This is a genomic window from Streptomyces sp. NPDC007164 (genome assembly GCF_040634135.1).
Taxonomy (GTDB): Bacteria; Actinomycetota; Actinomycetes; order Streptomycetales; family Streptomycetaceae; genus Streptomyces; species Streptomyces sanglieri.
The window spans coordinates 104,336-119,823 of sequence record NZ_JBEYFB010000025.1; the positions used below are offsets into that span (position 1 = coordinate 104,336).

The following is a 15,488-nucleotide window of genomic DNA, read 5'->3' on the forward strand; positions in this document are numbered from 1 at the left end:
GGTGGGCGGGCCGGGACCGTCAGAGGTCTTGACAACCCGATTGGTCTGGACCATGTTGTGGCGGCCGCACTCAATTCCCCCATGCACGGAGGCCGTTGTGGAACGCACGGGACCCCCCGCCCGAATTACCGGAGTCGTGGCCGCCTTCGCGGCGGCCCTGCTCGCCGCCGGCGGTCTGACCGCCCTCGCACCGTCCGCCGCCGCTGCCGACACCGATCTGGCGCGCAACGGCGGCTTCGAGTCCGGCCTGGACGGCTGGAGCTGCACCGGCAACAGCGGAGCAGCCGTCAGCACCCCGGCCCACAACGGCACTTCGGCGCTGAAGGCCACCCCGGCCGGCTCCGACAACGCCAAGTGCTCCCAGCAGGTGGCGGTCCGGCCGGACTCCACCTACACGCTGAGCGCCTGGGTGCAGGGCTCCTACGTCTACCTCGGCGCGGACGGCACCGGCACCAGCGACGTGTCCACCTGGACCCAGTCGTCGGCCGACTGGAAGCAGCTCACCACGACCTTCAGGACCGGCCCGTCCACCACCAGGGTCACCGTCTACACCCACGGCTGGTTCGGCACCCCCGCCTACTACGCCGACGACCTCACCCTCGTCGGACCGGGCGGCGCCCCGGCCGAACTCCCGGCCGCCCCCACCGGACTCAAGGCCGGCACGGTCACCGCCTCCTCCGTCGACCTCTCGTGGACCGGTTCCTCCGGGGCCACCGGCTACAACGTCTACCGGGACGGCACCAAGGTCCTCTCGGCCACCGGCACCTCCGCCACCGTGTCCGGCCTCACCGCGTCGACCGCGTACGGCTTCCAGGTCGCCGCGACCAACTCCGCCGGGGAGTCCGCCAGGACCGCCGCCGTCCAGGCCACCACCAAGGCGGGCGGCGGCGGGAGCGAGGGAGGCGGCCTGCCCGCCCACGCGCTCGTCGGCTATCTGCACTCCAGCTTCGCCAACGGCTCCGGCTACACCCGGATGGCGGACGTGCCCGACTCCTGGGACGTCATCGACCTGGCCTTCGGCGAACCGACCTCGGTCACCTCCGGCGACATCCGCTTCTCGCTCTGCCCGGTCACCGAATGCCCGAACGTCGAATCGGCCGCCGAGTTCAAGGCGGCCATCAAGGCCAAGCAGGCCGCGGGCAAGAAGGTGCTCATCTCCATCGGCGGCCAGAACGGCCAGGTCCAGCTCACCACCACCGCCGCCCGCGACACCTTCGTCTCCTCGGTCGGCAAGATCATCGACGAGTACGGTCTGGACGGCTTCGACATCGACTTCGAGGGCCACTCCCTCTCGCTGAACACCGGGGACACCGACTTCCGCAACCCCACCACCCCGGTCGTCGTCAACCTGATCTCCGCGGTGAAGTCCCTCAAGGCCAAGTACGGCGACAAGTTCGTCCTGACCATGGCCCCCGAGACCTTCTTCGTCCAGCTCGGCTACCAGTACTACGGCTCGGGCCCCTGGGGCGGCCAGGACCCCCGGGCCGGCGCCTACCTCCCGGTCATCCACGCGCTGCGCGACGACCTGACCCTGCTGCACGTCCAGGACTACAACTCGGGCTCCATCATGGGCCTGGACAACCAGTACCACTCGATGGGCGGCGCCGACTTCCACATCGCCATGACCGACATGCTGCTCACCGGCTTCCCGGTCGCGGGCGACCAGACCAAGGTCTTCCCGGCGCTCCGCCCGGACCAGGTCGCCATCGGCCTGCCGGCCTCCACCCAGGCGGGCAACGGGCACACCTCGCCCGCCGAGGTCACCAAGACGCTGAACTGCCTGACGAAGAAGACCGACTGCGGCTCCTACCCCACCCACGGGACCTGGCCCGCGCTGCGCGGACTGATGACGTGGTCGATCAACTGGGACCGCTTCAACAACGGGGAGTTCTCGAAGAACTTCGACGCCTACTTCGGCGGCTGAGAGCGCCCGCCCCGGCGGCCGAGCCCCAGCGGCAGCAACAGCACCGCCCCGCACAGGAACCAGCTGCCCAGCACATCCAGCGGCCAGTGATAGCCGCGCAGCACCAGACCGATGCCCGTCGCCGTGGTCAGCAGGACAGCGGCGACGGGCATCATCCACGACCACGGCCGTCTCAGGTACGGCGCGACCAGCAGCGCCGCCGCCCCGTACGCCACCATGGCCGTCGCCGCATGACCGGACGGGAAGTAGCCGGTGGCCTCCGTCAGCGGTCCCGGACGGGCGATCCACGCCTTCAGCGGAACGACCAGCAGGGGCACCGCGCCCATGGCGAGCGCCGCGCACAGCGGAGCACGGCGCGCACCACGCACCAGGGCCCAGGCGATCGCGCAGCCCAGCACCGGGAGCGCGATCTGCGTATTGCCGAGATCGGCGAGGAATTCGGTCAGCCGGGCGGGCCCGTGCCCGACGACGGCCCGGCCGGTCCGCTCGTCCGGCCCGCGCAGCGGGCCGTCGGCCGCGACCTGCCAGGCGGTGAGCGCGAAGAGCGCCAGGAGGGACAGTGCCAGGGAAAGGAGAAGAGCCGGCCGCCCGGGAACAGGGGGGGTGGTTCCGGGGCGGCCGGTCGGACCGGTTTGCCGCACGCCCCGGGGGGTCTGGGGCGAGCGGCCGTCCGATCGGTGAGGAGTTCCGGAGCCGGAGGCTCCAGCGGCGTGCGCGAAGGCACGGCCAGGACGGTGCTGGGGAAGCTCCGGCCCGGCAACGCCCGCAGTCCCCTGCGGGCGGGGTGTTTCTCTCATCTGCGGAAACCGTACGGCAGCAGGTGGGGGACCGACAGCGGGAAACAGATCCCGCCATCGGCCCCGCACACGTTCTTCACAGGCCCTCACGCGGGCCCCTCGTAACCCCTGCGAGAACGCGGTTCGCGGCCGCCGGGGTTCGCACAGGTCAGATCCGGCCGAAAGCCTGCTCGATGACGTCGAGCGCCTCGTTCAGCAGGTCCTCGCCGATCACCAGCGGCGGGAGGAAGCGCAGGACGTTGCCGTACGTGCCGCAGGTGAGGACCAGCACGCCCTCCGCGTGGCAGGCCTTGGCGAGGTCCGCGGCGGCCTGCGGGTTCGGGTCCTTCGTGCCGGACTTCACCAGCTCGATCGCGATCATCGCGCCGCGGCCGCGGATGTCACCGATGATGTCGCCGTTGTCGAGCTTCGACTGCATCTCGGCGAGGCGGCCCTTCATGACCTCCTCGATGCGCCTGGCCTTCCCGTTCAGGTCCAGCTCGCGCATCGTCTCGATGGCGCCGAGCGCACCCGCGCAGGCGACCGGGTTGCCGCCGTAGGTGCCGCCGAGACCGCCGGAGTGGGCGGAGTCCATGATCTCGGCGCGGCCAGTCACGGCGGAGAGCGGCAGACCGCCCGCGATGCCCTTGGCGGTGGTGATCAGGTCCGGGACGATGCCCTCGTCCTCGCAGGCGAACCACTGGCCGGTGCGGCAGAAGCCGGACTGGATCTCGTCGGCGACGAAGACGATGCCGTTGTCCTTGGCGAACTGGGCGATCGCCGGGAGGAAGCCCTTGGCCGGCTCGATGAAGCCGCCCTCGCCGAGCACCGGCTCGATGATGATCGCGGCGACGTTCTGAGCGCCGATCTGCTTGTTGATCTGGTCGATGGCCTGGGCGGACGCCTCGGCACCGGCGTTCTCGGCACCGGTCGGCCAGCGGTAGCCGTAAGCCACCGGCACCCGGTAGACCTCGGGCGCGAACGGACCGAAGCCCTGCTTGTACGGCATGTTCTTGGCGGTCAGCGCCATCGTGAGGTTGGTGCGGCCGTGGTAGCCGTGGTCGAAGACGACGACCGCGGTGCGCTTGGTGTGGACGCGGGCGATCTTCACCGCGTTCTCGACGGCCTCGGCGCCCGAGTTGAACAGCGCGGACTTCTTGGCGTGGTCGCCCGGCGTCAGCTCGGCGAGCTGCTCGCAGACCTCGACGTACCCCTCGTACGGCGTGACCATGAAACAGGTGTGGGTGAAGTCGGCGAGCTGCGCGGACGCGCGGCGCACGACGGCCTCGGCGGAGGCGCCGACCGACGTCACGGCGATACCGGAGCCGAGGTCGATCAGCCGGTTGCCGTCCACGTCCTCGATGATCCCGCCACCGGCGCGGGCGGTGAACACCGGCAGGGTGGAGCCCACACCTGCGGCCACCGTCGCCAGCCGGCGGGCCTGCAGCTCCACCGACTTCGGGCCGGGAATGGCAGTGACGACGCGGCGCTCCTGCGGGATTTCGGTCATGAGGGGCTCCTGGGGGGATGTTTCGGACGCTTCCGGCCCAGGCTATGGGCGAGGCCGGGGGTACGGCATGTTCCGTTCGGGAGTGGTGGTCGCGCGCCGTTGTCCGTCACGGACATAGCGAGGGGGCCGGGCGGGCGGCGAAACCGTGCGGTCCGATGCCGGTGCCTTGCTGAACTCGCCCTGCGCGCGCACTAGATTGACCGGGGCAGACGGACGGACCCGGCCGGTCAGGGGGCAACGGTTCATGAAGAGCGACGACGCGCGCGGTGCGCGGGGCACGAGCGGCACCGAGCGGGAGGGCGGCAGGTCCGATGTGCCCCGCCGCCCGGTGCCGCGTCCGGCCGGACCGCCGGCCGCCGCCCCGCCGATGCCCATCGGTGCTCCCCGGAGCGGGCCGCCGGCCGCCCCGCCGAGGCCGGCCGGGCCTCCCGGGACCGGTCCGTCGACCGCGCGGTGGCTGAACACCCTGCGCCCCGCCGCCGAGCCCGGCGTCTGGCGGTACGGACACGTGCCGCGCGCCGCCGAGCGGCCGCCGCGTCCCTCCCTGCTGGGGCCGCTGCTCGCCCTGGTGCTCTGGCTGGTGATCTGGGCACTGCTGGCGGACTTCCGGATCCCGTACGTGAAGGTGCCGCTGGAGGCGGTCACGCCGGGGAGCTGGTGGTTCTTCGACACGCTGCGGGCTGGGTCGGTCCCGGCCGCCGCGTACAGCATCGAGACGCTCTACAACCAGCTGCTGGTGCTGATCGCGGGGATGTGGGCCGCCCGCGTCGGACACTGGGCCGGGCTCTTCCACCACTGGGCGGGACCCCGCCCGGAGCGTGCCCGGCTGACGCTCTCGGGCTTCGGGGCACTGCTCGCGCTGTGGCTGGTCTGGAGCGGCAAGGTGCCGCTGCTGGACGTCGTGCTGTATCTGATCCCGCAGAGCTGGCTGCAGGGCGGCGGGAACGAATACCTCGCGGCCGTGGTCGCCTACGGGGCGTACGCGCTGGTCATCGCCGGGGTCGTGTGGCCGTTCGCCCGGATCGGGCAGTGGCGCACCGCCCTGCGGGAGCGCGCCGCCGGCCGGGCCGCCACGTCCCCGGGAGAGGACCGGACCCCGTCTCCCGCCACGGCTCCCGAGACCGGGACGGACGCGGCGCACTGGCCGCAGCTGCGCGCCGCGGGACGCGTCGAGGCGGCGGACGTGCTCACCGCCGCCGTCCGGGCCGGCCGCCTGAACGACGTGGACTGCGTCCGCCTCACCCACGCCTGGGAGACGGCGCGGACCCGTCATGACGGCCCGGCCTCCTTCGACGAGGCGGTCCTGCGCCAGGGGGCCGACGCCTTCCTGCACCCCTCGGGCAGCCGGGACCTTCCGCTGCGGACCGCGCGGCACGATCTGCTGGCCGGCCAGGTCCGGATCGGGGACTGCGCCGACGACGAACGCAACCCGTACGCACGCAGGGGATCGGGCACGGCCCTGGACCCCGCCCTCCTCGGCACCTCCCTGCTGGCGGTCGGGCCGCCCGGTGCGGGCAAGACGGCCCGGCTGGTGCGCCCGGTCGTCGAGACGCTGGCCCTCCAGGCCCTGACCGGCAAGGCGGCGGTGCTCGCGGTGGGCGCCGCGGGGTCGGCCCTCGGCCCCGACGACGCGTACGACGTCGTGGTGAAGATCGGCGACCCCTCGTCCGTCCACGACTTCGACCTGTACGGGGGGTCGACCGACCCGGACGAGGCCGCGGCCACCCTCGCGGAAGGGCTCGCCGGGGACGTGCCCGGCCTGGACGGGCGGCGCGCGGCCCTGGCCCTCGGGCAGCTCCTCGGCCCCTACCGGGCCGTCCACGGCTGCTTCCCGGCAGTGCCGGAGCTGCGGGAACTCCTCTCCGGGGACGAGTCCGCCATCGGCGGGCTGCGACGCGCCCTGGAGGACGGCGGCCACTCGGCCATGCTCCGCGAGCTGGACGCCCGGACCCGGCAGACCGGCGGCGCGGGAGACCCCGCGGCGGTGCTGGCCGACCGCGTAGCCCTCCTCGACCGGCCCGCGTTCGCCGGGTTCTTCACCACCGGGGAGGAGGCCCGGCCCTTCTCGCTCCGCTCCCTCGGACAGCACCCGCTCAGGGTCCGGATCGACCTCCCCGAACGTGCCCACGCCGGGGCCTGCCGGGTGCTGACCCGGCTCGTCCTCACCCAGTTCAACGCGATCGCCGCGGCCCGCCCCGACCGGTCGGTCTTCACCTGCCTGGTGCTGGACGACGCGACGCACACGGTCACCGCCGAGACCGTCCAGGGGCTCCGGCGGCTCAGGTCGGTGAACGCCGGAGCCGTACTGGCGCTGCGCACCCTGGAGGACGTTCCCGAGGCGCTGCACTCGGCGCTGCTGGGCGCGGTGGGATGCGGCATGATCTTCCCGGGCGTCACCACCTGGGACGGGAAGCGGTTCTCGGAGGCCTGGGGCAAGGAATGGGTCTCCGTCCGCGAGGTGGCTCAGCACGGGGTCTTCGCCGACCAGCCGTTCACCCGCGCCATGCACGCGCTGCGCAAGCTCGCCACCGGCAAGGCGGTCACCGTCGACGCCGTCACCGTGCGGCAGGTCGAGCGTGAACGCTGGTCCGCCTCCGCGCTGGCCTACGAGCTGCCCGCGGGCCACGCGGTCCTGTCCATGACGACGGTCGACGGCGCGCACGTGCCCCCGCTGCTGGTGGATCTGAACCGCTGAGCGGCGCGGGGTGCGGCCCGTGCCCGCGCCGCTGGTCGTGGTCATGCCGAACCCTGCCGCTCTGGCAGAATTGGCAGGAGTCGTTCATACGGGACGGCGAAAACCGACTCCCCGAGGTCCAGCGGTCCCCATGCCTCTCACTCTCGCCTCGCTCGTCCAGCACTCGGCGCTCAAGCTCACCGTGCGCGCGGGGGCGGACCGGCTCGACGCGCCCGTGCGCTGGGCACACGCCAGCGAGCTGACCGACCCCGTGCCGTACATGGAGGGCGGCGAGTTCCTGCTCGTCACCGCCACCAACCTCGACGCCGCGAACCCCGAAGCGATGCGGCGGTACGTGCGGCGGCTGGCCGGGGCCGGGGTCGTCGGCCTGGGCTTCGCCGTCGGCGTCAACTACGACGAACTGCCGCAGGCGCTGATCGACGCGGCCGAGGAGGCGAAGCTGCCGCTCCTCGAAGTGCCGCGACGCACCCCGTTCATCGCCATCGCCAAGGCCGTCTCCTCGGCGATCGCCGAGGAGCAGTACCGGGCCGTGACCGCCGGTTTCGAGGTCCAGCGGGAACTGACCAGGGCCGCCCTCGTCGGCGACGGCCCCGGCGAACTGCTCACCCGGCTCGCCGCCCACCTCGACGGCTGGGCCGCGCTGTACGACGCGGCCGGCCAGGTCGTCGCCGCCGCCCCCGAATGGGCCGCCCGCCGCGCCGCCCGGCTCACCCCCGACGTGGAGCGGCTGCGGGACCGCCCGGCCCCCGCCAGCATCGTCGTCGGCGACACCGACGACCGGGTCGAACTCCAGTCCCTGGGCACCGGCCGCCGGGGCAGGGGAGCGCTGGCCGTCGGCACCGGAGCGGCGCTCGGCACCGCCGACCGGTACGCCGTGCACTCGGCCGTCGCCCTGCTGACCCTGATAACCGCCCGCTCCCGGTCCCTCCAGGGCGCCGAACAGCGGCTCGGCGCGGCGGTGCTGCGGATGCTGCTCGCCGGCCAGCCGGACCACGCCCGGGCCGTCGCCGGGGACCTGTACGGGGGGCTGCTCGACGCCCCGTTCCGGCTGCTCATCGCGGAAGGGTCCGGCCCGGCCGCCCCCGCGTCGCTCGGCGAGGCGATGGAGGCGGCGGCGCTGCGGACCGGCGAGACCCTGCTGACCGTCCCCGAGGGCGACCGGCTCGTCGTCCTCGCCGCGGACGGCGGCGCCGCGGTCGCCGCCTGCACCGCCCACGCGGAGGCCCAGGAGGCGCGGGCGCCCGCCGAAGGGACCAGGCCGGAGGAGGATCAGGTGGTCGTGGGCCTCTCCGCACCGGCCGGACCGATCGCCGTCTCCGCCGCGTACAAGCAGGCCGAGCAGGCCCTGTCGGTGGCCCGCCGCCGGGGCAGGGCACTGGTCGAGCACGAGGAACTGGCGGCCGGCTCGGTGCTCCCGCTGCTCGCCGACGACGCGGTACGGGCCTTCGCCGACGGAATGCTCCGCGCCCTGCACGAGCACGACGCCAAGGGCCGCGGCGACCTCGTCGCCTCGCTGCGGGCCTGGCTCGCCCACCACGGCCAGTGGGACGCCGCCGCCGCGGACCTGGGAGTGCACCGCCACACCCTGCGCTACCGGATGCGCCGGGTCGAGGAGATCCTGGGCCGCTCGCTGGACGACCCGGACGTCCGGATGGAGCTGTGGCTGGCGCTCAAGGCGACCGGCGCCCCGTCGGCGCCGGAGGCGTAGCCACCGCACCGTGGCCACGCGTTCCGGCCGCATCCGACAAACCGGAGCGTCCCCGGCGCGCACTGCTCCACCCCGGACAAACGCCAGGACAGCCGTGCGGCCCTACGGTGGGGGCAGGAAACCCCCACCGCTCCGAAGGGCCGGAACCTCCATGACTTCCACCCACGCCTTCTGGCTGGCCGGCCGCCAGGCCACCGGCGAGGACAGCTTCGACGTCACCAACCCCTGGGACGGCCGTCTCGTCGGCACCGTCAGCGTGCCGACCGACGCCCAGATCGAGGAGGCCGTCGCGGCCGCGCACGCCGTGCGCGAGGAGTTCGCCGCGACCCCGGCCCACGTCCGGGCCGCCGCACTCGACCACGTCGTACGGCGTCTGGTGGAGCGCACCGAGGAGATCGCCCAGCTGATCTCCGCCGAGAACGGCAAGCCCATCAAGTGGGCCCGCGGCGAGGTCGGCCGCGCCGTCTCCGTGTTCCGGTTCGCCTCGGAGGAGGCCCGCCGCTTCAACGGCGGCGACGCCCAGCGCCTGGACACCGACGCCGGCGGCACCGGCCGGCTCGGCCTGACCCGCCGCTTCCCGCGCGGCACGGTCCTCGGCATCGCACCCTTCAACTTCCCGCTGAACCTGAGCGCCCACAAGGTGGCCCCGGCCATCGCCGTCGGCGCGCCGATCATCCTGAAGCCCGCCCCGGCCACCCCGGTTTCCTCGCTGATCCTCGGCGAGCTGCTGGCCGAGACCGACCTGCCGGCCGGTTCCTGGTCCGTGCTGACCGTCCCCAACGACCGGATGCCCGCCCTGGTCCAGGACGAGCGCCTCCCGGTCATCTCCTTCACCGGCTCCGGCCCGGTCGGCTACTCGATCCTGGAGTCGGTGCCCCGCAAGCACTGCACCCTGGAGCTCGGCGGCAACGGCGCGGCGGTCGTCCTCGGCGACTACGCCTCCGACCAGGACCTGGACTGGGCCGCGACCCGGATCGCGACCTTCTCCAACTACCAGGGCGGCCAGTCCTGCATCTCGGTGCAGCGCGTCATCGCGGACGCCTCGGTCTACGACCGGCTGCTCCCGAAGATCGTCGCGGCCGTCGAGGCCCAGGTCACCGGCGACCCGTCGGACGCCGCCACCGACGTCGGCCCGCTGGTCAGCGAGGACGCCGCCAAGCGCGTCGAGTCCTGGGTGGACGAGGCCGTGCAGGCCGGCGCCCAGCTGCTCACCGGCGGCAAGCGCGACGGCGCCACCTACGCGCCGACCGTGCTCGCCGAGCTCCCGGACAACGTCACCCTCTCCCGCGAGGAGGTCTTCGGACCGGTGCTGTCCGTGCAGAAGGTGGACGGCGAGGCCGAGGCGTTCGAGGCCGTCAACTCCTCCAAGTACGGCCTGCAGGCAGGCGTGTTCACACACGACCTGCAGACCGCCTTCCGCGCCCACCGCGCCCTGGAGGTCGGCGGCGTGATCATCGGCGACGTCCCCTCCTACCGCGCGGACCAGATGCCGTACGGCGGCGCCAAGCAGTCCGGCGTCGGCCGCGAGGGCGTCCGCTACGCCATGGACGACTACACCTACGAGCGCGTGCTGGTCCTCACCGGCCTCGCCCTGTAGTCCGCGAACAGGATCGAGACCGATCCACCGACGTCGCCTGTGTTCCGCCTGGACAGCACGACAGCAGGCGACAGCGGGACGGCCCGAGCCCGCTGTGCGGGGGCTCGGGCCGTCTCCGTCTCCCCGCCGCGTCCGCCACCGCAGGCGGGTCAGTGGAGTGGCCCCCGACCCGATCGGCGTCCTGGGGATGGTGGGCGTGCCGGGAATCGGGTAGATACGGACGAGTAGAGCCGGTTGGTACCCGCGGGTGCTTCCCCCGCGCGGACCGGCCGCGTCCACCCACTCACAACGCGGCGAGGTGAGCTCCTCATGTCCGCACCATCCGCACCGAAGAACACGCCCCGGGTCACCGAGCGCGAAGCACGCCAAGTGGCCGAGGCCGCACGCGAACAGGACTGGCACAAGCCCAGCTTCGCCAAGGAACTCTTCCTCGGGCGCTTCCGGCTGGACCTGATCCACCCGCATCCGCTGCCGCCCGCGGACGACGTCCGGCGGGGTGAGGCGTTCCTCTCCCGGCTGCGCGAGTTCTGCGAGACGAGGATCGACGGCGCCCTGATCGAGCGCGAGGCGAGAATCCCCGACGAGGTGATCAGCGGCCTCAAGGAACTCGGCGCACTCGGGATGAAGATCGACCCGAAGTACGGCGGCCTCGGCCTCACCCAGGTCTACTACAACAAGGCCCTCGCCCTGGTCGGCTCCGTCAGCCCGGCCATCGGCGCGCTGCTCTCCGCCCACCAGTCCATCGGTGTGCCGCAGCCGTTGAAGATCTTCGGCAGCCAGGAGCAGAAGGACACCTTCCTGCCCCGGCTGGCCCGTACCGACATCTCGGCCTTCCTCCTCACCGAACCGGACGTCGGCTCCGACCCGGCCCGGCTCGCCACCTCGGCCGTCCCGGACGGGCCCGACTACGTCCTGGACGGGGTGAAGCTCTGGACGACCAACGGCGTCGTCGCCGACCTGCTCGTCGTGATGGCCCGGGTACCGAAGTCGGAAGGCCACAAGGGCGGCATCACGGCCTTCGTCGTCGAGGCGGACGCCCCGGGCATCACCGTCGAGCACCGCAACGCCTTCATGGGCCTGCGCGGCCTGGAGAACGGCGTCACCCGCTTCCACCGGGTCCGGGTCCCGGCCGCCAACCGCATCGGCCCCGAGGGCGCCGGCCTCAAGATCGCCCTCACCACGCTCAACACGGGACGGCTCTCGCTGCCCGCCATGTGCGTCGGCGCCGGGAAGTGGTGCCTGAAGATCGCCCGCGAATGGTCCGCGGTCCGCGAGCAGTGGGGCAGGCCGGTCGCCCGGCACGAGGCAGTCGGCGCCAAGATCTCCTTCATCGCCGCGACCACCTTCGCCCTCGAAGCGGTGGTCGAGCTCGCCTCCCAGATGGCCGACGAGAACCGCAACGACATCCGCATCGAAGCGGCCCTGGCCAAGCTGTACGGCTCCGAGATGGGCTGCCTGATGGCCGACGAACTCGTCCAGATCCGGGGCGGACGCGGCTTCGAGACCGCCGACTCCCTCGCCGCCCGCGGCGAACGGGCCGTACCCGCCGAACAACTCCTGCGCGACCTGCGGATCAACCGGATCTTCGAAGGCTCCACCGAGATCATGCATCTGCTGATCGCCCGCGAGGCCGTCGACGCCCATCTGAAGGTCGCCGGGGACATCATCGACCCCGACAAACCCCTCTCCGCCAAGGCGAAGGCAGGCGCGAACGCGGCCGGCTTCTACGCCCGCTGGCTGCCCCGTCTCGTCACCGGGCCGGGACAACTACCGCGTACGTACGGGGAGTTCAACCCTCCCGGCCACCCCGACCTGTCCGCCCACCTGCGCTACGTGGAACGCGCCTCGCGCAGACTGGCCCGCTCCACCTTCTACGCCATGTCCCGCTGGCAGGGCCGGATGGAGACCAAACAGGGCTTCCTCGGCCGGATCGTCGACATCGGCGCCGAACTCTTCGCGATGAGCGCCGCCTGCGTCCGCGCCGAACTGCTGCGCTCCACGGACGACCACGGACGCGAGGCCTACCGGCTCGCCGACGTGTTCTGCCACCAGTCCCGGGTCCGCGTCGAGGAACTCTTCACCCGCCTGTGGTCCAACACCGACGATCTGGACCGGCGTCTGGTCGACGGCGTCCTGTCCGGCGCGTACACCTGGCTGGAAGAAGGCGTCATCGACCCGAGCGGCGACGGCCCCTGGATCGCCGATGCCACCCCGGGGCCGTCGACCAGGGAGAACGTCCACCGGACCGTCCGCTGAACCACCCGCCGCCGGGCGGGGCACGTCCGCCCGCCCGACGTGCCCCACCGGCCGGAACGCCCCGGTGTACGGGACGCACTGTCCACACACACAGACGATGCGGCAACAATGGGGGGCATGAGCGACAGCCCTGCCCCCCTCGCCGATCCGCACCTCGTCTTCGACGCCGCGGAAGGCCGCCGGGATCTCGTCATCCTCGGCTCCACCGGATCCATCGGCACCCAGGCCATCGACCTGGTGCTGCGCAACCCCGACCTCTTCCGGGTCACCGCGCTCTCCGCCGCGGGCGGACGGGTCGCCCTCCTCGCCGAGCAGGCGCGCCGGCTGCGGGTGCGTACCGTCGTCGTCGCCGCACCGGACGCCGTACCGGCCCTCCGCGAGGCGCTGCGGGAGCAGTACGGGACGGGCGAGCCGCTCCCCGAGATCCTGGCAGGGCCCGACGCGGCCGCACAGCTGGCGGCGGGCGACTGCCACACCGTGCTCAACGGAATCACCGGCTCGATCGGGCTCGCCCCCACCCTCGCCGCGCTCGAAGCGGGCCGCACACTCGCCCTGGCCAACAAGGAGTCGCTGATCGTCGGCGGCCCGCTGGTCAAGGCGCTGGCGAAGCCCGGCCAGATCATCCCGGTCGACTCCGAGCACGCCGCACTCTTCCAGGCGCTCGGCGCCGGCACCCGCGCCGATGTGCGCAGGCTCGTCGTCACCGCCTCCGGCGGCCCCTTCCGCGGACGGACCAGGAGCGAACTGGCGGACGTCACCCGCGAGCAGGCCCTCGCCCACCCGACCTGGGCCATGGGACCGGTCATCACGATCAACTCCGCCACCCTGGTCAACAAGGGCCTTGAGGTCATCGAGGCGCACCTCCTCTACGACATCCCGTTCGACCGGATCGAGGTCGTGGTCCACCCCCAGTCGTACGTTCACTCCATGGTGGAGTTCACCGACGGCTCCACCCTCGCCCAGGCCACGCCCCCGGACATGTGCGGCCCGATCGCCATCGGCCTCGGCTGGCCCCGGCGCGTCCCGGACGCAGCGCCCGCCTTCGACTGGTCGAAGGCGTCCAGCTGGGAGTTCTTCCCGCTCGACGACGAGGCCTTCCCGTCCGTGGGTCTGGCCAGGCACGTCGGCACCCTCGGCGCCACCGCACCGGCCGTCTTCAACGCCGCCAACGAGGAATGCGTCGACGCATTCCTCGCAGGACGGCTGCCGTTCAACGGAATCATGGATACGGTCACGGCGGTGGTGGCCGAACACGGCACCCCCGCCACGGGAACTTCGCTCACGGTCGCAGACGTCCTGGAAGCGGAGACCTGGGCACGAGCCCGGGCCCGTGAACTCTCGGCGAAAGCGACAGCGGAGGCGCGCGCATGAGTATTACGACGGTCCTGCTGACGATTCTGGGCATCGTCGTCTTCGCCATCGGTCTGCTGTTCTCGATCGCCTGGCACGAGCTGGGGCACCTGTCGACCGCGAAGCTCTTCGGTATCCGCGTCCCCCAGTACATGGTCGGCTTCGGGCCGACGGTCTGGTCCCGGAAGAAGGGCGACACCGAGTACGGGATCAAGGCCATCCCGGCCGGCGGCTACATCCGCATGATCGGCATGTTCCCGCCGGGAGAGGACGGGCGCCTGGAGGCGCGGTCCACCTCGCCCTGGCGCGGCATGATCGAGGACGCCAGGTCCGCCGCCTTCGAAGAGCTCGAACCGGGCGACGAGAAGCGGCTCTTCTACACGCGCAAGCCGTGGAAGCGCGTCATCGTGATGTTCGCCGGACCGTTCATGAACCTGGTCCTCGCCGTCGCGATCTTCCTGGGCGTGGCGATGACCTTCGGCTTCCAGACCCAGACCACCGAGGTGGCCGGTGTCCAGAAGTGCGTGATCGAGCAGAGCGAGAACCGCGACAAGTGCAAGAAGTCCGACCCGGTCTCGCCCGCACTGGCGGCGGGTCTCAAGAAGGGCGACACGATCGTCGCCTTCGACGGCCAGAAGGTCGACGACTGGGCCACGCTCTCCGACAAGATCCGCGACACCATCGGCCCCGCCACCCTCACGGTCCGGCGCGACGGCCAGGAGAAGACCCTTCATGCCGTGCTCCAGAAGAACCTGGTCGCGAAGAAGGACTCCAAGGGCGAAGTGGTCCCCGGCGACTTCGTACAGGCCGGCTACCTCGGCTTCGCCGCCCAGACCGAGATCGTCCCGCTCTCCTTCGGTGACTCGGTCGTCCGCATGGGAGACATGATCGAGAACGGCGTCGACTCGATCATCGCCCTCCCGTCCAAGATCCCGGGCCTGTGGGACGCGGCCTTCGGCGGCGGCGAACGGGCGGCGGACTCCCCGGTCGGTGTGGTCGGCGCGGCCAGGATCGGCGGCGAGGTGATGACGCTGGACGTACCGGCGCAGAACCAGATCGCGATGATGCTGTTCCTGCTGGCCGGCTTCAACCTCTCGCTGTTCCTCTTCAACATGCTCCCGCTGCTGCCGCTCGACGGCGGGCACATCGCCGGAGCGCTCTGGGAGGCCCTGCGCCGCAATCTGGCCCGGGTCTTCCGGCGCCCCGACCCGGGCCCGTTCGACGTGGCCAAGCTGATGCCGGTCGCCTATGTCGTCGCCGGAGTCTTCATCTGCTTCACGCTGCTGGTGCTGGTCGCCGACATCGTGAATCCGGTCAAGATCTCCTGACCCACCGAGCACCACATGCACCACGAGTGACGGCCCGGCACAGAGTGTGTGTCCGGGCCGTCGCTTTTGTGCGGCACTCCCGTACGCGGTGTGCTCCGGGCCGCCCCCGGTGCCGTAACCTCGAAGGCCGGAGCCCGCCGATCTCGGGACCTTGATCCACACCTTGGGGATGCTCAGCGCATGACTGCGATTTCTCTCGGAATTCCGTCCGTTCCGACCAAGCTCGCCGACCGTAGGGTCAGCCGCAAGATCCAGGTCGGGTCGGTTGCGGTGGGCGGGGACGCGCCGGTGTCGGTGCAGTCGATGACCACGACGCGTACGTCGGACATCGGTGCGACGTTGCA

The 15,488-nt window shown here is 72.1% G+C and carries 10 protein-coding genes; 8 read left to right on the plus strand and 2 right to left on the minus strand.

Translation table 11 applies throughout. The features are described 5' to 3' along the window. The first annotated feature begins 97 nt into the window (after positions 1-97). Positions 98-1,924, plus strand: coding sequence for a glycoside hydrolase family 18 protein (locus tag ABZ622_RS27155; RefSeq protein WP_360547409.1), 1,827 nt, complete (start codon positions 98-100; stop codon positions 1,922-1,924). Here ABZ622_RS27155 and ABZ622_RS27160 read toward each other — a convergent pair. After that, positions 1,909-2,565: a phosphatase PAP2 family protein gene (locus ABZ622_RS27160; RefSeq protein WP_360547411.1), complete on the minus strand. Its 657-nt coding sequence runs from the start codon at positions 2,563-2,565 to the stop codon at positions 1,909-1,911. The two genes, ABZ622_RS27155 and ABZ622_RS27160, sit on opposite strands and share 16 nt — an antisense overlap. 304 nt (positions 2,566-2,869) lie before the next feature. Continuing rightward, on the minus strand, positions 2,870-4,210 hold the full coding sequence (gene gabT, locus ABZ622_RS27165) for a 4-aminobutyrate--2-oxoglutarate transaminase (RefSeq protein WP_360547413.1): 1,341 nt from the start codon (positions 4,208-4,210) through the stop codon (positions 2,870-2,872). A 244-nt stretch (positions 4,211-4,454) separates the two neighbouring features. Between gabT and ABZ622_RS27170 the strand changes: the two genes are divergently transcribed. The 7 genes from ABZ622_RS27170 to ABZ622_RS27200 all read left to right on the plus strand — a co-directional run. Further along, positions 4,455-6,905 carry an ATP/GTP-binding protein gene (locus ABZ622_RS27170; protein ID WP_360547415.1) on the plus strand — a complete coding sequence of 817 codons (2,451 nt, stop codon included), beginning with the start codon at positions 4,455-4,457 and terminating at the stop codon, positions 6,903-6,905. 130 nt (positions 6,906-7,035) lie between these two features. After that, positions 7,036-8,613, plus strand: a complete 1,578-nt coding sequence (locus ABZ622_RS27175) for a PucR family transcriptional regulator (RefSeq protein WP_360547419.1) — start codon at positions 7,036-7,038, stop codon at positions 8,611-8,613. A 151-nt stretch (positions 8,614-8,764) separates the two neighbouring features. Then, the gene (locus tag ABZ622_RS27180) at positions 8,765-10,210 is read left to right on the plus strand and encodes an aldehyde dehydrogenase family protein (RefSeq protein WP_360547421.1); all 1,446 of its coding nucleotides are present in this window, start codon (positions 8,765-8,767) and stop codon (positions 10,208-10,210) included. 309 nt (positions 10,211-10,519) lie between these two features. After that, on the plus strand, positions 10,520-12,466 hold the full coding sequence (locus ABZ622_RS27185; protein ID WP_360547423.1) for an acyl-CoA dehydrogenase family protein: 1,947 nt from the start codon (positions 10,520-10,522) through the stop codon (positions 12,464-12,466). A gap of 117 nt (positions 12,467-12,583) precedes the next feature. Next, the gene (gene dxr, locus ABZ622_RS27190) at positions 12,584-13,837 is read left to right on the plus strand and encodes a 1-deoxy-D-xylulose-5-phosphate reductoisomerase (RefSeq protein ID WP_360547425.1); all 1,254 of its coding nucleotides are present in this window, start codon (positions 12,584-12,586) and stop codon (positions 13,835-13,837) included. Continuing rightward, positions 13,834-15,144 carry a site-2 protease family protein gene (locus tag ABZ622_RS27195; RefSeq protein ID WP_360547427.1) on the plus strand — a complete coding sequence of 437 codons (1,311 nt, stop codon included), beginning with the start codon at positions 13,834-13,836 and terminating at the stop codon, positions 15,142-15,144. Before dxr ends, ABZ622_RS27195 begins: the two co-directional genes overlap by 4 nt. A 180-nt stretch (positions 15,145-15,324) precedes the next feature. Continuing rightward, positions 15,325-15,488 (plus strand): flavodoxin-dependent (E)-4-hydroxy-3-methylbut-2-enyl-diphosphate synthase (locus ABZ622_RS27200; RefSeq protein ID WP_350985938.1); only part of this gene is annotated, 164 nt, incomplete at its 3' end.